The sequence below is a fragment of the Mangrovibacter yixingensis genome (assembly GCF_020523985.1).
GTDB lineage: Bacteria > Pseudomonadota > Gammaproteobacteria > Enterobacterales > Enterobacteriaceae > Mangrovibacter > Mangrovibacter yixingensis.
On sequence record NZ_JAIVKM010000002.1, the window covers coordinates 140,793 to 157,426 of the forward strand.

Here is a 16,634-nt window from a genome sequence, read left to right on the forward strand (position 1 = left end):
CTATTCAGCCAGAAATAACTTTTCCAGATACCAAACAACCGGAAAAAGCCGCGCTCACGCGGCTTCGTCCGGCTGTTCCCTCAGCGACCATTAATTATTTGGTCAGTTCTGCGGTCATATGAACCTGGTTACCATCGTGGGCTTCAGTGATGTGGTAAGACGCACCATCCTGTTGAGCCTGAACGGCAATTTTTGCTTCTGCACCATCCAGAGTACTGGCAGTTGCAGTCACTGTTTGTGCAAAGCTTGCAGAAGAAACCAGGGTTAACGCAGCAACAGCAAAAAGAGTTTTCATCATTTTCATGGTCTTGTTCCTTATTCAATCCATCTTTCAATCTTGGTAAAAGGCGCCGTGCCTTCGATGGGTGAAATAGTAACCCTTGAAATTATTAGCAGAGTAGCAAAAAGTGCGATCCAGATCACTTTCTTATATTCAGAGAACAAACATATAACGCGCACACGTTACCGATTGGTAATACTTTTATACTGTTATAGGCTGGTTTTTCAGCTCAGGCAGATAAGGTAAAAAGGTGACGCATGGCTTCCTCCACACAAGGCGAGGTTTTGAACCCATTTTCCATTGGATTTCTTCTTTTCCCCGGAGTGACGCAACTGGACTTAACCGGCCCGTGGGAGGTATTTTCCCGTGCGCCAGGCGCTAAAGTTCACCTTATCTGGAAGACGCGGGACATTGTTCACTCAGACAAAGGCATGGGGATTCAACCCACGGCAACCTTCACAGACTGCCCGCCGCTTGACTTAATTTGTGTTCCTGGCGGTCCTGGGCAAATTCCCCTAATGGGCGATAGCGAAACCCTTCAATTCCTGCGCGAACAGTCACAAAAAGCACGGTTTATCACAGCGGTATGTACCGGTGCATTAGTCCTGGGGGCTGCAGGGCTGCTTCACGGTTACCAGGCTACCACACACTGGGCATCGCTGGATCAACTTGCCCTGCTCGGCGCCATTCCGCTGGCGCAAAGAGTGGTACATGATGGCAACAGAATTACCGGGGCGGGTGTCACGTCGGGTATTGATTTTGCGCTTTGTGTAATAAGTGATATTTGGGGGGCAGATATCGCACAAGGTATTCAGCTACAACTGGAATATGCCCCGCAACCACCGTTTAACAGTGGAACACCAGGCCTGGCCCCGGGCAATATTCTGGCCCAAGTGAAAAATACTAATCAGGCATTCGCCAGCCAGCGACTTGCGGTTACCCGCAACACAGCAAGCCATCTGGCAGAACGCACCAATTACGGCGACGGCTGGCATATTTCCCCGTTAGAAAAGAGTGAATATATGCCGCTGCGCCAACGGGTACTGTGGCCGGATAAACCGCTGGCATTCAGCGCTGTACCTGGTGATGACACTGCGTTGCACTTTGGCGTGTACCACACAGGTGAGCTAATCTGTTGCCTTTCCGCATTTTCCCTGGCTGAAGGGCACTGGCAGATACGCAAGTTCGCTACCCTGCCTGACTGGCAGCGTAAGAGGTTTGGCACAATTTTACTCACCACAGTGATAAAACAACTGGAGCAACAAGGTGCGCTGCGTTTTGAGCTGGATGCCCGGCAAACTGCCTGTGAATTTTATGAGAAACTAGGTTTTGCCCCCTGTTCAGCCCCATTCGAGAAATCAGGTTTGCCCTATATCCGTATGGCGAGACAGATGCTTACCTGAAGGTACAGAAGGTTACATCAGGAAACAAAATCCCTGCATATTAATTCATTGCGGGCGTGTCTAATGCAGTCCTGTTTATTTATTTTTATCGATGCGCTACTTGTCCATGTTCAAAGCAGTTTCATCGGGAGAGGTTATGTCCAAGTCCACACCGTTACTGTTATCCGTGCTGTTGCTTAGCGCCAGCGTGTTGCCATTTTCCAGCGCGCATGCTGATGATGAAACAGCGGCGCCCGCAGCACAAACCAGCGGGCAGGATCCTTACGCCGTTACATCGTTCACTGCTGATTTCAAGCGTTTCACGATTGGCGACATTGTGCCTGAACTTTATCGTTCCAAAACCTATGAAATTGACAAGTGGCAGCTCCGCCACCTGCCTGCGCCGGAGGCTGACAGCCACTGGACCTACATGGGTGGTGACTATGTTCTGATCAGCAATGCTGAAGGCAAAGTTCTGCGCGCAGAAGAAGGTAACATTTTTTACGAGCATTAATAGCTCACACGCTTTCAGCTTGACCTCAACACGGTGAGCAGGATTATCTGAGCCGCCGTGTTGTTCCTTTGATGTCACCGCCATTTGCCACGCCCCTTGATCCCCCTTTCCTGCGCTCCCCACAGTTTGTGATCTTATTCGCATTTAAATGTTTCATAGTTGTTATACTCGCCAAAATTACGAATGAAAGTAAATAAAGTTCATTCGAAACAAAACAGGAGCCAACGATGAACAATACATTCACTGCACAGACTCTGCCTGAAGATATCAAGGCCACCATTGTGAACATGAAACGAACCTTGCGGGCTCAAATTGGCGATGTAGCAGGTCTGTTTAAGCAAGTTGAAGCCAAAATTACTCACGAACTGGCTGCAGCCCGTGAAGATGAGCAACGTTTTGGTACCGCCTGGCCGGTTGCCAGCCGCGAAGATATTTTGTCGGGTAATATCAGTGATGCATTACGGGAACATATCAAACGGCGCGGTTGCCTGGTGGTAAAACAACATTTCCCCCGTGAACAGGCTCTGGCATGGGACCAATCCATGCTGAAATACCTGGACACCAATAAGTTCGACGATATTTACCGTGGCCCTGGCGATAACTTTTTCGGTTCGCTGGCCGCTTCACGCCCGGAAATTTACCCCATTTACTGGTCCCGCGCCCAAATGGAGGCCCGCCAAAGCGATGCAATGGCAGGTGTTCAATCATTTCTCAATCGCTTGTGGTCATTTGAATCACAAGGGAAACAGTGGTTTGACCCGGATGTCAGCGTTATTTACCCCGACCGAATCCGCCGCCGTTTACCCGGCACCACATCAAAAGGATTGGGGGCCCACACTGATTCAGGCGCACTGGAGCGTTGGTTATTGCCTGCTTACCAACAAGTATTCCGCCATATCTTCAATAACCAGTTTGGCCAATATGACCCATGGGATGCCGCCTGGCGGACAGATGTGGACGAATACGATGTCGATAACACCACCAAGTGCTCTGTTTTCCGCACCTTCCAGGGCTGGACTGCATTATCAGATATGCTGCCAGGCCAGGGGCTCTTGCATGTCGTTCCTGTTCCCGAAGCCATGGCCCTGGTACTCCTGCGCCCGTTACTGAGTGATGTTCCGGAAGATGAACTCTGTGGTGTCGCACCTGGCCGTGTGTTACCTATTAGCGAGCAGTGGCATCCACTGTTGGCAAGTGGGTTGTGCAGTATTCCACAACTGGAAGCGGGTGATTCTGTTTGGTGGCACTGCGATGTCATTCATGCAGTAGCGCCGGTAGAAAACCAACAAGGCTTCGGTAACGTCATGTATATTCCGGCAGCGCCTTTATGTGATAAAAACCGCCGCTATGCCCGGCGTGTAGCCGAGGCACTGGAACAAGGAACCTCACCAGGCGATTTCCCCCGTGAAAACTACGAACAACACTGGCAAGACCGGTTCCAGACTGCGGATTTAAACGGTAATGGCCGGCGCAGCTTAGGGATGAGTTAGCACCACGTCTGATAACGGTCTGGCGCTCTGCTATTTACAGGGCGCCGGGGTCGCTACGCGTTTCTGCCAACCGCTGCTTTTTGTTACACTGGCAAAATCGAGGGTAATCAGTGAACTAAAACATGAATGCACGCCATCAAAAAATAATCCAGTTAGTGAATGACAAAGGCAGTGTCAGCGTTAACGAACTGTCGCAGCTTACTGGCGTTTCCGAAGTCACTATCCGCCAGGATCTGACCGCCCTGGAGCGCGAAAATTACTTAAAGCGTGTTCACGGTTCGGCCATTGCTATGGATCTGGAAGATGTGGGTGCACGCATGAATACTCGCTTTCCACTGAAAAAAAACCTGGCTGAATACGCTGCATCACTGGTTAAAGACGGGGAATCGGTGTTTATTGAAGGCGGCAGCACCAATGCGCTGCTGGCTCGCAGCCTGGCAGATAACCCGTCAATTACCCTGGTAACGGTCAGCCACTATATTGCTCAACTGCTTAAAAATGCTCGTTGCGAAGTTATTGTCCTGGGCGGTTTGTACCAAAAAGGGAGTGAGTCTGTTGTTGGCCCGTTAACCCGCCTGTGTATCCAGCATGTGCATTTTCAAAAAGCGTTTATTGGCGTTGATGGCTGGCATAAAGACACCGGGTTTACCGGACGTAATATGATGCGCAGTGATGTGGTTTGTGCCCTGCTGGATAAAGGCATTGAAGCCATCGCGTTAACCGATTCATCAAAATTCGGAATCATTCACCCTTACCCATTATCCACGGAAAACCATGGGTTTCGCCATGTGATAACCGATTCCCTGCTGCCTGAAAACGCGCTGAAATGCATGCAAGAACAGGGTGTCCAGGTAGACCTGATTCACGAAGCTGCAGCCATAAAATCCTTGTAAAAAGCCGCGTGGCTGCGGCTTTCCGGCTACATCAGGGGCTTTAGATATTACCTGTTACCTCCTTATATTTTACTGGCTTAGCCTGTAATACCTCATAAATAGCACTTCACAAGTAATACTTCATAATTATTACTTGTGAAGTAACACCTGCGAAGTGACACTTCACACCTCTTAATGATTCATTCATACTGGCCCGGTTGACTGCCCTTCCTTGCAGGAAGGCGAATTAGTTCAGAACATGTAATATATATGAAGTAGCAAGTATTACTTCATACTTAACATTGGAGGTTGCAGTGATAACAATTGTGGGTTGTAACAAGGGTGGTGCAGCCAAGACAACAACAGCGATTAACCTTGCTGTTGGCCTTGCACAACAAGGTAACGATGTGTGCCTGGTAGATGCAGATGTGCAACGCTCTGCCGCCAGGTGGATTGGTGAGCGGGAAGAAGCAGGGTTAAGCCCGGCGATCACTCTGGTTGAAAAACGGGATAACATTGCCGCCACACTGCGAAGCCTGAACGAGAAATATACCCACGTTATTGTTGATGTAACCGGGCGTAATAGCCGCGAACTGGTAACAGGTGGTACTGTCGCCGATGTCATTATTGCCCCACACCAAAGTTCACAACTGGATCTCGATACGCTTATTGAGCTGCAACAGCAGGTTATCTCATGGCGCGACCTTAACCCGGAACTTAAAGTGTTCGGTTACCAGACAATGGCAACCACCAACCCACTGATTCGCGGCAATGAGCGCTATGAGTTTCTGGAATATATTAAAGAATTTCCGGAAATCACCCCACTCAATGCAATAGCCTGCTTTCGCAAGGTTTACCGTGATGTTATGCCTCAAGGAAAATCTGTTATGGAAACCAGTAATGAACAGGCGAAAAATGAAGTGATTGCACTGATTAAGGAGGTGTTCTGATGGCACTGAAAAAGCCCAGCCAGCAAGCATCTGCCACCCGGAAATATGCCAGCGACCAGGACATAGAACAACTGGCTGAGCGCCTGGCTGGCAAACCTTACGGTTCGCCGGGTAACAGTACACCGGTTACAGAAGCGGAAGACCCGCTGAAACGCACCACTATCTCATTGCCAGCATCGCTACTGGATAAAACCGAAGATACGGCACTACGAAATAAACGCAGTGGCCGCGAACCGAAAAGTGTCAGTGCGCTGGTTCGTGATGCACTGGCGGAATACTTTAAAAACCACCCGTAATAAAGCAAACCCCGCTGCGGCTGCACAACAGGCAGCCTGCGGGGTTTAGTAACAAAGAGCTGTGAATGAACATGTATTTATTCATATCCGCATTATTCATAAATACGTAATTCATAAGCACGCCATTCATAAACGCATCATTCACAAGTATGAAGTATTAATACCAGCCCGTGGCACTCTGCAGTTTTTCTCCCCTTGCTCCCGGCACAGTTCACCACCTGTTATCTGCTGTGAGTCTTCCCGTTCAACACCTCATATTTATTAATTCATACTTATTACTTCACACTTAATCATTCACATTTATTACTTCACATTTAATACATAGTAATTATGCTGCGTATTGTTCGCGCCACACCACAGGCCTGGTATGGCGCCAGTTGCGTATCACAATACATGTTCAGTGCGGGCGATAATGTCATCCTGGGTATCTGGCGACAGCGCAGTAAAGAACGCCGAATATCCGGCCACACGCACCACCAGGTCACGGTACTGGTCAGGATGTTTTTTCGCTTCAACCAGTGTTTCACGGGAAACAATGTTGTACTGAATATGCCAGCCTTTATAGGTTTCAAAGAAAGTGCGCAGTAAAAACATCAGTTTTTCGCGGTCTGCCGGGTTATCCAGGGTGGAAGGGTTGAGCTTCTGGTTAAGTAACACGCCACCAAGAATTGAGCCAGTGGGCAATTTACCAACAGAGCTGATCACCGCGGTAGGCCCAAGGTGGTCGGTGCCAGATGCCGGGCTTGCCCCCTCCGCCAGTGGCGCATGGGCTTTTCGCCCGTCCGGGGTCGCCATTGTTGCCGCGCCAAATGGCACATTCGCAGAAATAGAAGAAGTGCCCGCATAGTAATTACCGCCAATGGGTCCACGCCCGTAACGGGGGTTATGGTACTGCTTCAGCTCATCAATATATGTTTGATACGCACGAACTAACAGAGCATCTACAGACTCATCGTCATTACCGTATTTCGGGGCGCGGTTAACCAGTACCTGGCGTAGTTGTTCAAACTCCGCACCTGCAAAATCATCTGCCAGTGCGTTGGCCAGTTGTGGCTGGCTGATTGCCTGGTCGTCAAATACCAGTTGTTTCACCGCGGCCAGGCTGTTACCCAGGTTCGCGATTCCCACCTGCAAACCAGAAACCCAGTCATATTTCGCCCCACCCTGCTTAATGGTTTTCGCCCGCTCAATGCAGTTATCCACCAGCGCTGAGCAAAGAATATCGTGGGCATTTTCTTCTAGCACTGTATCCACGACATATTCGATCTCGATAGATTTACGCGTGTAATAGCGAATTTGGTTATCCCAGGCGGCCAGTACAGATTCAAAATCAGCAAAGTTACCAGCAGCAAGGGCTTCAGATTGCGCATGGAATACCTGGCCACTGGTGGCATCACGGCCTCCATCCAGCGCCGCCAGCATGACACGGGCAAAGTTAATAAAGCTCATGCCAGTACACCGGTAGCCCCATTTGCCCCCCACCGCCGTTTCAATACACCCAATGGCGGCATATTGATACGCATCTTCCGGTAACACACCCAGGCGAATAAACTCAGGAATAACAATTTCATCGTTATTAAACGCTGGCATACCGAAACCACAACGAATCACCTGCACACAGGCATCGAGAAAGTCATCACCCATACCTGCATGGTAGCGCACACTCAGGTTGGGCTGGGTGGAACCCAGCCGCCCGCAGGATTCCAGAATAGACCAGGATAAAGGGTTAACGGCATCAGTCGGTTTACCATTCACCAGGTTCTGGCCACCGATAGTCACATTCTGGTACAGCGGGCTACCCGCAGAAGCTTTAGAATGCGAACCTGAACGGATCTTGTTAACTTCCAGCAGCTTCAGCCAGCAACTTTGCAGTAATTCAATAGCTTGCTCGCGGCTCAGGGACTGTTCCAGTTCAACATCGCGCCGGTACCACGGGTAGAGATACTGATCCATGCGTCCGAAGGAAACAGAGTGGCCATTGGATTCGATTTGCAGAATCAACTGGATGAAATAGCACAACTGCAGTGCCTGCCAGAAAGTTTTCGGCGGCTCATGGGCAATCACATCGCAGTTATGGGCTATTGCCCGTAACTCTTCGCGCCGTTCAGCACGTGTTTCGCGTTCTGCCATATTCCGGGCCAGGTCTGCATAGCGGGTGATATGCTGGCTGACCGCCTCCAGAGTAATATCCACCGCTTTTAAGAACTGCTCGCCGTGCAAATCTTCCAGCACCGTCAAGTTAATCAGTGCGCGCCGGGTATTAACTGTTTCACGCAGCCCATCCAACCCCTTCTCAAGCAACACCGGGAAATCCACCGCCAGGTGGGCATCCCCGGAAGTCATATTGCCTTCTGCTTTAATAATACCGGTATCGAGAATAGCCTTTTGCTCGGCGGTAAACATGCCGAAACACCTGTCCTGAACGGTTTGCCCACGCCACCACGGGCACAGCTTATGCAAAATTTGCTTATTCTCTTCACTCACGGAGAACCCGGCACCAGGGCGTTCTGCCAGTTCATCAATTTCTTTCTCAATCCATGAAACGGTGTATTCCGGGAATATGGGTGCGGCACGTAGCTCACTTGCCTGGTTTCCCACAATCAATTCGTCGTGCTGAATCCAGATAGTACGCTGCGCCAGGTGATGCGCCAGAGCCAGTGCACGGCGCACAGCTACCGGTTTATCCATATTCTGCTGGTACACTTCGGTGTAATGCTGCGCGCGCTCGGTGCAAACAGGAGGTTTGACGATATGCACCAGGGCTGCTTTGTGTGCCGTAATTCGGTCGGTCAGGACATCAAGTTTCAACTGTGTCATAGAGTTATCCTCGTAAAATGGCTGCCAGGCCTTTTTGGTGTGCATATGACTGAGCAAAAGTAAGCAGAGCCGGGTTATCCAGCGGTTTGCCCGGCGCTTCATAAGGTTGGTTAAGCAAGGCATATTTGTTCATGCCCAGCGTGTGGTAAGGCAGAAAATGTATTTGTTCAACGCCGGGTAACCCGGCAGCAAAATCCACAATGCTGCGTACCGCGTCTTCATTGGCATTAAAACCAGGGACTAAAGGCACGCGGATGACCACCTGTGCGCCCTGTTCTGCCAGGCGTTGCAAGTTAGCCATAACCCGCCGTGCGGATCCCCGGGTCCAGGTTTTGAATAACCCAGCGTGGGTATGTTTCAGGTCGGCCAGAAAAAGCCGGGTAAAAGGCAGGCAGGATTCAATATTGTGCCAGGGAACATGCAGGCAGGTTTCCACAGCAGTATGAATGCCCGCTTCATGGCTTGCCCGCAACAGTGCCAGGGCTAATTCCGGGTTCATAAAGGGTTCACCGCCGGAAAGTGTTACCCCGCCACCACTGCGCTGGTAAAACGGCTTATCACGCAGAACCACCTGCATGATGTCGTCTACTGTGCGGTTTTCCCCACACACTGCCAGCGCCTGGCTGGGGCAACAATTCACCAGAGCCTCTACTGCGCTAGCAGAAAGTTTGCCACGGGCAATATCCAGCCTGCCGTCTGCTGTGCGAGTAATAGCCTCCGGGGCTACCTGGCAACAACGAGTGCAACCTGCAAGGCACTGGCGGGCATCGAACAACACTTCCGGTTCTGCACTGCGGCTTTCCGGGTTCTGGCACCAACGGCAGCCCAGAGAACAACCTTTCAGGAAGACAACAGTACGGATACCAGGCCCGTCATGGGTGGAATACCGCTGGATATTAAAAATCATCTCGCCTCCGGCTTGTGTTTCGTATAAAAATAAAAACACTTTCGAAAGAAAGAAAATTTGATTTCCGACAACAAAAAACACGCTCGCAGGCCTATGATGATGAAAAGCCGCGAACCATCACAATTTCAGGAGTTGAACATGGAGCTCTACCTCGATACCGCTGATACCCAGGCTGTGAAAAAACTGGCCCGCATCCTTCCTCTTGCAGGTGTGACAACCAACCCCAGTATTGTTGCCAGCAGTAAACAACGGCCGGAAAACCTGTTGCCTGCGTTATACGATGCGCTGGGGGGAACCGGGCAGTTGTTCGCCCAGGTAATGGCCGATACCGCGCAGGGAATGGTGGATGACGCAAGAAAACTACGGGCAATTATTCCGGACCTGGTTGTGAAAATACCGGTAACACCTGAAGGGCTGGCAGCAATTAAGTGCCTGAGTCTGGAAGGTATTCCTACGCTGGGGACAGCTGTTTACGGTGCCGCTCAAGGGCTGTTATCCGCACTGGCAGGGGCACGCTATGTTGCACCGTATATTAACCGGGTGGATGCCCAGGGCGGGAGTGGTATTGAATTAGTGAATGACCTGCAGTCACTGTTAGTTCAACACGCGCCCCAGGCACAAGTGCTAGCCGCCAGCTTTAAAACCCCCCGCCAGGCGCTGGACTGCCTGCTGGCAGGTTGCGGAGCCATTACGCTGCCCGTGGATGTCGCAACACAATTTATTTCGGCACCGGCGGTAACAGCGGCTGTTGAAAAATTTGAGCAAGACTGGCAGGGCGCTTTCGGCAGTAAACAGCTGTAAGGCGGGAAAGATTACACCGTGCCTCTGGCAGATGCCGCATCCGCCAACACCAGGGGCACGCCTTCACCTTCCAGTTGCCGGGCATATGCGGCTTCAAGCCCGGCATCAGTAACGATATCAGTAAAAGCAGGTAAGCGAGCCACATGGAAAAGTGACCACAAACCGTACTTACTGCTGTCTGCCAGTAACACCCGACGGCGAGCATTCATCATAATATCCTGTTTGATACCGGCCTTTTCTTCCGTTGGTGCCGTCACGCCTTTCTCCCAATCCCAGCCATTGCAACTGACAAAGGCAATATCCGGGCAGATGTGGCGTAACAAACGGCGGCCATGTTCACCAATGCATGACTGGCTGCTGTCATCAATGCGCCCACCAATAATAGTGACTTCGATTTGTTTGAATTCACTTAAAAATAGCGCGATATGCAGATCGCTGGTGATAACCCGTAAAGGCAGGTGAGTAAGCTGGCGGGCCAGTTCCATGGTGGTGGTACCGGCATCCAGTACCACGGCATCGTTGGCATTAACCATCTTTGCCGCAGCGCTGGCAATAAGGAATTTTTCTTGCTGGTTACGCTGCATTTTCTCAAGCGTAGTGGGCTGCGAAGGGAGAAACCGGTTAAGGGTAACACCACCGTGTGTCCGGCTGACCACCCCTTCTTCATCCAACTTGACTAAATCACGGCGTACCGTTGCGGGAGAGGCTCCCGTTGCAGCCACCAGTTGGTCCACAGTAACCAGATTATGGCTTTTAAGATAATCCATAATCTGTTCAAGGCGGTTATATCCCTTCATAGCACTCTTACGCCTAAGCCAGTTGCATCGCCAGTTTTATCGAAACCGCCATGCTCTCAGACTTTGCTTTACCTGTCCAGGCAATATCAAATGCGGTACCGTGGTCAGCCGAAGTACGAATAAACGGCAACCCGGCAGTGATATTCACCCCGTCATAAAAGCCCAGCAACTTAAGTGGAATATGCCCTTGATCGTGGTACATCGCGACCACCATGTCATACATGCCTTCATTACATTGCATATAAACTGTATCGGGCGGGCACGGGCCATACACATCCACACCCTGCTCTTTCATTGCGGCAACAGCCGGGCCGACAATACGAATTTCTTCATCACCAAACAGGCCGTTTTCCCCGGCATGAGGGTTCACCCCGGCCACCGCAATGCGCGGGTGGGTGAAACCAACACGTTTCAGGAACTGGTCTGCCAGGCGAATCACGGTTTCTACACGTGGCTGATTAAGCGTGTCGAGAAACTTACGCAGTGCAATATGCGTGGAAACATGAATCACTTTCAGCGTGTCGGTGTATAGCACCATGGCGTAATCTTTGCTGTTGGTGAGCTTAGCCAAAAGCTCAGTATGCCCTGGGTACAAATGCCCGGCAGCATGCAACGCCTCTTTATTGAGCGGTGCGGTGGCAATCGCACTCACATCCCCCGCCATCGCCAGTTCGGTCGCACGCTTAACACAACGGTAGGCCAGGTCACCAGCCTGTTTTTGGACTTTCCCAGGTTCAAGCGCCTGAGGGTCTGCAAGGGGTTCATCAATCACGTTGATAATCCCTGGTGCAAACTGAGCCTGGCTTACCTGGTCGATAATGCGCAATTCTGCAGGTTTAGTAATTTGTAATGCCAGAATACGGCGTAACGTTGCCGCACAACCGACGACAACAGCGGGAATGCCTGATAACTCGCCATCAGCCAGTGAACTGATGATAATTTCCGGGCCAATGCCCGCCGGGTCACCCATGGTAATTGCGATAACGTTGGTCACTTAGTCTTCTCCTCAAAAAAATGCACAACCTCCAGCAAGGTGTCCGTGTTACCGAAACCGCCTGCTTTGGTCATTACCGGCCGCAGATACTGGCTGCCTGTGAACTCTCCCCACGGCACACATTCGGCAATGTGGCCATGAATCGTAAAACCTTGCGCCCCAAGCGCCCGTGCGGCGGCAATCGCCACATCACCACCAGACAGGTACACTCCGCCGGGCACGGCATCACTTAAAATGGCCTGGGTAAGCCTGCCCAAAAACAGGCACAGCTTTTCGCCCAATTGAGCGCGGCTTAATTGATAGCGCTGGCACAGCCGGGTAACCTGGTGGCGGGCATCGTGGTGCTCAGTGGTGCTGATAACGCAATGTCTGCCACTATTCAGAGCGGCAACGGCCGCCTGAACACATTCATGCAGGTAGCTCTCGTTGCCAGCAGAAAGCACCTGTTCTGCACTGAGAGCCATGTGGGTAACAAGCGGATTCCGCATGACTGCCTGCATTTGCTGTTGAGCGATCTCACTCATTGAGCCAATCACAGCAAGCAGTGGCCCAGTGGAATGGGGTAATAAAGGCGATGCCTCTGGCTGCGGATACAGAAACTGTGCCAGCGATTCACAAATCCCTGCAGAGCCCGCCAGTAGTGGGCGAACTGCTAATGAAGCAACCGCATCCACCACCTTCTTCAGATCCGCCTCAGTTTCGCTGTCCACTACCACCACTTCCACACCGCGGGCAAAGCACTTTTGCAGGGTTGTGGCCAGGTTACCCTGGCGAACGCAGGCCAGGTCTGCCAGGTAACAGACCCGTTCAGCCTGTTGTTGCAGCACATGAAGAATGTCGGCATCGGTGACAGGGGTTTTTGGGTCGCTGGCAAATTCGGTTTGGTTAACAGGAATACCTTTTACCAGGCACTGCCCGTTGACAGTCGTACGCCCAAGACCGGGTGAGGCCAGTGCCACAACTGCACCGGTTAAACCGAATTCCTGTATTGCCGCAGACAATTCAGCGCCGGGGTTACCCCGCAGCGTAGAGTCCATTTTTTTTACCCGCCACCCAAGGCCACCCGGTAAAGCCACAGAATGGATGGCTGCTTTAATTGCCTGTTCAGCCTGGCTTGCGGGCAACGCACGGCTGTCGGTATTAACTGCCACCACTTGTGCCTGAGGCACATTCTCCGGGTGGAACATCACCATTGCCTGCGCGCCATTCAGTGCAAAGCTCACTGCGGCATCATTTGCCCCAGTGAAGTCATCCGCCAGAATCAGTACGTTATCGTCCTGGTACTGCGCTTCCATGGTGTCTCCTGCTCATCATTATCGATGTAATGATTATATTCAATCACATTTGATTATATGTGAGCAAGATCAAGTTAATTGAATCGGGGATAAATTATAAAATTAGCCATGTTGTGAAACAGCAATGCTGCATTGATTGAATTCAATCACTACATTGCATATCCAGACAGGAGAGGAGCGTGGGTACAATAAACAGCACCATTATTAGCGGCGCAGGTGCCATAGCGTCAATAGAGCCATTACTGGCAGATAAAAAAAGCATTTTGTTAGTCAGTGACCAGAACATTATCAAACTGGCCCCGGTGAAAACGCTGTCAGATCTTTTGCAGGCCAATAACCGGCACGTGAGCATTGTTGATAATGTTCCCCCGGAACCCGCCCGCGATGACGTGAACCAGATTATGGGCAAACTCCAGGGTGCTCAGTTTGACTTGGTGGTGGGTGTTGGCGGTGGCAGCGTACTGGATGTCGCTAAGTTATTGTCTGTGCTCTGCCACACCAGCGCCCCCACACTGGAAGCACTACTTGCAGGCGAGAAACCGTCAACGCGCCTGGCTTCTTTGCTGATCCCGGCCTCTGCAGGTACTGGTTCCGAAGCCACTCCCAACGCCATTCTGGCCATCCCGGAACAGCAAACAAAAGTGGGCATCATTTCGCCTGTGTTATTACCGGATTATGTTGCGCTACTGCCAGAACTCACCACCAGCATGCCAGCACATATCGCCTCTTCGACCGGTATTGATGCCCTGTGCCATCTGATTGAATGCTTTACCGCCACCATTGCCAACCCGGTGAGCGATAACGTGGCATTACAAGGGATGTTTAAGCTGTTCCGCAATATAGAAAACGCCGTTAAAGACCCGGAGAACCTGTCGGCCAAACTGGAAATGCTCTGGGCTTCTTATTATGGCGGCGTGGCGATTAACCACGCAGGGACGCACCTGGTGCACGCAATGTCTTACCCTCTGGGCGGTAAATATCACCTGCCCCATGGTGTTGCTAATGCCATTTTACTTACCCCCTGCATGCGCTTTATTCGCCCGGCCGTTGTTGAGAAGTTTGCCGAAGTCTGGGACCTGATCCCCGGCAGCAACCAGCAGTTAAGTGCAGAAGAGAAATCCTGCCGCCTGGTCGACTGGTTTGGCGAGTTGGTAGAAAAACTACAACTCCCGGCATCACTGGAAGTGCTGGGAATCAGCCCGGATAACGTACCAGACCTCGTGGATGGTGCGCTGAATGTCCAGCGCCTGATTAAAAATGTGCCCTGCCCTGTCAGTGCAGCAAATATTCAGGCCATCTACGAAACGCTTTTTACTCATAGCAGGAGCTAAAAATGAACAAGAAAATTGAAGGTGTTCTCACCGCGATTGTTACACCGTTCGATAACGATGGCGCACTTAATCCCCAGGCACTTGCCACTCAGGTTAAACGCCAGGTCACTGCGGGAAATGGTGTATTTTGCGGTGGAACAAACGGTGAGTTTTTCGTTCTCAATGAACGCGAAAAATTGATTGTCACCGAAACTTGTGTCTCCGCGGTGGCAGGAGATGCGCCAGTAGTTGCACACATCGGTGAAATTTCAACCAGAGAAACTATTCGCCTGGGAAAACAAATAGAAAAACTGGGAGTCAATGCCGTTTCAGCCATTACCCCATGGTTTGTTCCTTTAACCCAACAAGAACTCATCGACCACTACCATGCAGTTGCTGATGCACTAAGTGTACCGCTGTTTCTTTATAACATTCCCGCCAGAACAGGGAATAAACTTGAGCCTGAAACGGTAAAAACCCTCGCTGAACACCCAAACATTATTGGAATTAAAGATAGTGCCGGGAGCTTTGAAAGCCTGAGCGGCTTCCTGCAGGCCACAAAAGAGAACCCGAATTTTATGGTACTTAACGGGCCAGATTCATTAATTCATAAAGGCTTTGTTGAAGGCTGTGCCGCCTGTATTTCAGGGCTGGCAAACGTCGCGCCACAAGAGATTCACGCCATCTGGGCGCGTTTTCATGCTGGCGATATTGCGGGCTCCGCTACCGCACAGGAAAGCGTCACCGGGTTACGCACCGACCTCTATAAAGTCGCATTTTCTCCTGCCGCGGTTAAAGAAGCACTACGCCTGATGGGGCACGACGTCGGGCATAGCCGCTATGCCGTAAGTTTCTCTGAAGCTCAGCAAGAAACAATACGCAAAATTATTCACCAGTATCTGAACTAGTCTCAATGACCAGGTGCGGCAGAACACTACCGCACCATAGAGGAAACCAGGATGAAAGTTATTTGTACCTCACCATCATTTGCTAAATATGATGAAACGCCAGTTCGCGAACTAAAAGAGAATAATCTCGAACTGGTGATGTTACCGGCTGATGCGCCATTAGAAATATTACGCCCTCATTTGCCAGAAACTGTAGCAATGATAGTGGCGTTTACTGAGGTCAACCCTGCCCTTCTCAGTCTGGCACCTGAATTAAAAATCGTGTGTAAACATGGTGTGGGTGTCGATAATATTGACCTGGAAGCTACCCGGCAGCGCGGGATCTACGTCACGAATGTTCCCGATGCCAATAAACATGCCGTCGCCGATTTTGCTTTTTCGTTGATACTAAATTGTGCTCGCCAAACAAATACAGCAATTGAACAAACCCGTGCAGGGAAATGGCCACGGATTTTCGCTACTGATGTCTATGGTAAAACACTCGGGATCATTGGCCTTGGTAATATAGGTAAGCAACTGGCGTTGCGGGCAAAAGGCTTCAACATGAAGATACTTGCTTTTGATTTCTTCCCTGACAACGCATTTGCCACACAACATGGCATAGAATTTACCGACATCAATCAATTAACTGAGAAGAGTGATTTTATTTCCTTACATATTCCGCTCACTGACAGCACTCGAAATTTATTTGATATTCAGCAAATAAAGAAAATGAAATCCAGTGCTTTTCTTATTAACGTATCACGCGGAGGCGTAGTCAATGAACAGGATCTCTATGCTGCATTAAGTGACAATGTTATTGCTGGTGCAGCCGCTGATGTCTTTGAACAAGAGCCGTTAGCAGACCACCCTCTGTTTACATTAAACAATTTCCTGCCCACATCTCATATTGCTGGTTACACAGATGGTGCCATCAGTGCTATTGGGGAACGGTGTGTGCAGAACATTATTAATTACATTATTCACGGCAAACAACCAGAAAATATCATGAACAAACTTCAGTGAGTTGCTGAGATTTATA

At 50.5% G+C, this 16,634-nt stretch carries 16 protein-coding genes and 1 pseudogene; 11 read left to right on the forward strand and 6 right to left on the reverse strand.

Annotated elements, in window-relative coordinates; all coding sequences use genetic code 11:
- Positions 1–94: 94 nt before the first annotated feature.
- Positions 95–304, reverse strand: coding sequence for a YdgH/BhsA/McbA family protein (locus LC084_RS11365; protein ID WP_226571343.1), 210 nt, complete (start codon positions 302–304; stop codon positions 95–97).
- A 233-nt stretch (positions 305–537) separates the two neighbouring features.
- On the opposite strand from LC084_RS11365, the pseudogene LC084_RS11370 reads away from it, so the two are divergent.
- The 7 genes and pseudogenes from LC084_RS11370 to LC084_RS11400 all read left to right on the forward strand — a co-directional run.
- Positions 538–1,242, forward strand: a pseudogene (locus LC084_RS11370) (DJ-1/PfpI family protein); the annotation flags it as partial.
- A 60-nt stretch (positions 1,243–1,302) separates the two neighbouring features.
- The gene (locus LC084_RS11375) at positions 1,303–1,683 is read left to right on the forward strand and encodes a GNAT family N-acetyltransferase (protein ID WP_226571781.1); all 381 of its coding nucleotides are present in this window, start codon (positions 1,303–1,305) and stop codon (positions 1,681–1,683) included.
- A 136-nt stretch (positions 1,684–1,819) separates the two neighbouring features.
- A complete protein-coding gene (locus LC084_RS11380) occupies positions 1,820–2,176 on the forward strand; it encodes an RcnB family protein (RefSeq protein WP_226571344.1) in 357 nt (118 codons plus the stop codon).
- A 227-nt stretch (positions 2,177–2,403) separates the two neighbouring features.
- On the forward strand, positions 2,404–3,666 hold the full coding sequence (locus LC084_RS11385) for a DUF1479 domain-containing protein (protein ID WP_226571345.1): 1,263 nt from the start codon (positions 2,404–2,406) through the stop codon (positions 3,664–3,666).
- A gap of 122 nt (positions 3,667–3,788) precedes the next feature.
- Positions 3,789–4,559 (forward strand): DeoR/GlpR family DNA-binding transcription regulator, encoded by a 771-nt coding sequence (locus LC084_RS11390; protein ID WP_226571346.1) that lies wholly within the window; start codon positions 3,789–3,791, stop codon positions 4,557–4,559.
- A gap of 293 nt (positions 4,560–4,852) precedes the next feature.
- Positions 4,853–5,488 (forward strand): division plane positioning ATPase MipZ, encoded by a 636-nt coding sequence (locus LC084_RS11395; protein WP_226571347.1) that lies wholly within the window; start codon positions 4,853–4,855, stop codon positions 5,486–5,488.
- Positions 5,488–5,784 (forward strand): hypothetical protein, encoded by a 297-nt coding sequence (locus tag LC084_RS11400; RefSeq protein WP_226571348.1) that lies wholly within the window; start codon positions 5,488–5,490, stop codon positions 5,782–5,784. The genes LC084_RS11395 and LC084_RS11400 overlap by 1 nt, the downstream gene beginning before the upstream one ends.
- 384 nt (positions 5,785–6,168) lie before the next feature.
- Here LC084_RS11400 and LC084_RS11405 read toward each other — a convergent pair whose 3' ends face one another.
- Both LC084_RS11405 and LC084_RS11410 read right to left on the reverse strand, forming a co-directional pair.
- Positions 6,169–8,601, reverse strand: coding sequence for a formate C-acetyltransferase/glycerol dehydratase family glycyl radical enzyme (locus LC084_RS11405; RefSeq protein ID WP_226571349.1), 2,433 nt, complete (start codon positions 8,599–8,601; stop codon positions 6,169–6,171).
- A 4-nt stretch (positions 8,602–8,605) separates the two neighbouring features.
- Complete coding sequence (locus tag LC084_RS11410) at positions 8,606–9,508, reverse strand: glycyl-radical enzyme activating protein (protein WP_226571350.1); 903 nt, start codon at positions 9,506–9,508, stop codon at positions 8,606–8,608.
- 138 nt (positions 9,509–9,646) lie between these two features.
- Between LC084_RS11410 and fsa the strand changes: the two genes are divergently transcribed.
- Positions 9,647–10,309: a fructose-6-phosphate aldolase gene (fsa, locus tag LC084_RS11415; RefSeq protein WP_226571351.1), complete on the forward strand. Its 663-nt coding sequence runs from the start codon at positions 9,647–9,649 to the stop codon at positions 10,307–10,309.
- Between the two features lie 11 nt (positions 10,310–10,320).
- On the opposite strand, the gene LC084_RS11420 is transcribed toward fsa, so the two are convergent.
- The 3 genes from LC084_RS11420 to dtnK are packed head-to-tail and all read right to left on the reverse strand — an operon-like array spanning position 10,321 to position 13,395.
- Positions 10,321–11,106 (reverse strand): DeoR/GlpR family DNA-binding transcription regulator, encoded by a 786-nt coding sequence (locus LC084_RS11420; RefSeq protein WP_226571352.1) that lies wholly within the window; start codon positions 11,104–11,106, stop codon positions 10,321–10,323.
- 13 nt (positions 11,107–11,119) lie between these two features.
- Complete coding sequence (locus tag LC084_RS11425; protein ID WP_226571353.1) at positions 11,120–12,100, reverse strand: D-threonate 4-phosphate dehydrogenase; 981 nt, start codon at positions 12,098–12,100, stop codon at positions 11,120–11,122.
- A complete protein-coding gene (dtnK, locus tag LC084_RS11430) occupies positions 12,097–13,395 on the reverse strand; it encodes a D-threonate kinase (RefSeq protein ID WP_226571354.1) in 1,299 nt (432 codons plus the stop codon). Before dtnK ends, LC084_RS11425 begins: the two co-directional genes overlap by 4 nt.
- 179 nt (positions 13,396–13,574) lie before the next feature.
- On the opposite strand from dtnK, the gene LC084_RS11435 reads away from it, so the two are divergent.
- From LC084_RS11435 to LC084_RS11445, 3 genes are read left to right on the forward strand one after another with little or no spacing between them, the layout of a single operon-like run.
- On the forward strand, positions 13,575–14,726 hold the full coding sequence (locus LC084_RS11435; protein ID WP_226571355.1) for an iron-containing alcohol dehydrogenase: 1,152 nt from the start codon (positions 13,575–13,577) through the stop codon (positions 14,724–14,726).
- Positions 14,727–14,728: 2 nt separating this feature from the next.
- On the forward strand, positions 14,729–15,613 hold the full coding sequence (locus LC084_RS11440; RefSeq protein WP_226571356.1) for a dihydrodipicolinate synthase family protein: 885 nt from the start codon (positions 14,729–14,731) through the stop codon (positions 15,611–15,613).
- Positions 15,614–15,664: 51 nt separating this feature from the next.
- On the forward strand, positions 15,665–16,618 hold the full coding sequence (locus LC084_RS11445) for a phosphoglycerate dehydrogenase (RefSeq protein WP_226571357.1): 954 nt from the start codon (positions 15,665–15,667) through the stop codon (positions 16,616–16,618).
- Positions 16,619–16,634 lie beyond the last annotated feature (16 nt).

Coding starts and splice junctions, on each gene's coding strand:
- LC084_RS11365 (WP_226571343.1), bottom strand. CDS start 304: ATGAAAATGATGAAAACTCTTTTTGCTGTTGCTGCGTTAACCCTGGTT.
- LC084_RS11375 (WP_226571781.1), top strand. CDS start 1,303: ATGCCGCTGCGCCAACGGGTACTGTGGCCGGATAAACCGCTGGCATTC.
- LC084_RS11380 (WP_226571344.1), top strand. CDS start 1,820: ATGTCCAAGTCCACACCGTTACTGTTATCCGTGCTGTTGCTTAGCGCC.
- LC084_RS11385 (WP_226571345.1), top strand. CDS start 2,404: ATGAACAATACATTCACTGCACAGACTCTGCCTGAAGATATCAAGGCC.
- LC084_RS11390 (WP_226571346.1), top strand. CDS start 3,789: ATGAATGCACGCCATCAAAAAATAATCCAGTTAGTGAATGACAAAGGC.
- LC084_RS11400 (WP_226571348.1), top strand. CDS start 5,488: ATGGCACTGAAAAAGCCCAGCCAGCAAGCATCTGCCACCCGGAAATAT.
- LC084_RS11405 (WP_226571349.1), bottom strand. CDS start 8,601: ATGACACAGTTGAAACTTGATGTCCTGACCGACCGAATTACGGCACAC.
- LC084_RS11410 (WP_226571350.1), bottom strand. CDS start 9,508: ATGATTTTTAATATCCAGCGGTATTCCACCCATGACGGGCCTGGTATC.
- fsa (WP_226571351.1), top strand. CDS start 9,647: ATGGAGCTCTACCTCGATACCGCTGATACCCAGGCTGTGAAAAAACTG.
- LC084_RS11420 (WP_226571352.1), bottom strand. CDS start 11,106: ATGAAGGGATATAACCGCCTTGAACAGATTATGGATTATCTTAAAAGC.
- dtnK (WP_226571354.1), bottom strand. CDS start 13,395: ATGGAAGCGCAGTACCAGGACGATAACGTACTGATTCTGGCGGATGAC.
- LC084_RS11440 (WP_226571356.1), top strand. CDS start 14,729: ATGAACAAGAAAATTGAAGGTGTTCTCACCGCGATTGTTACACCGTTC.
- LC084_RS11445 (WP_226571357.1), top strand. CDS start 15,665: ATGAAAGTTATTTGTACCTCACCATCATTTGCTAAATATGATGAAACG.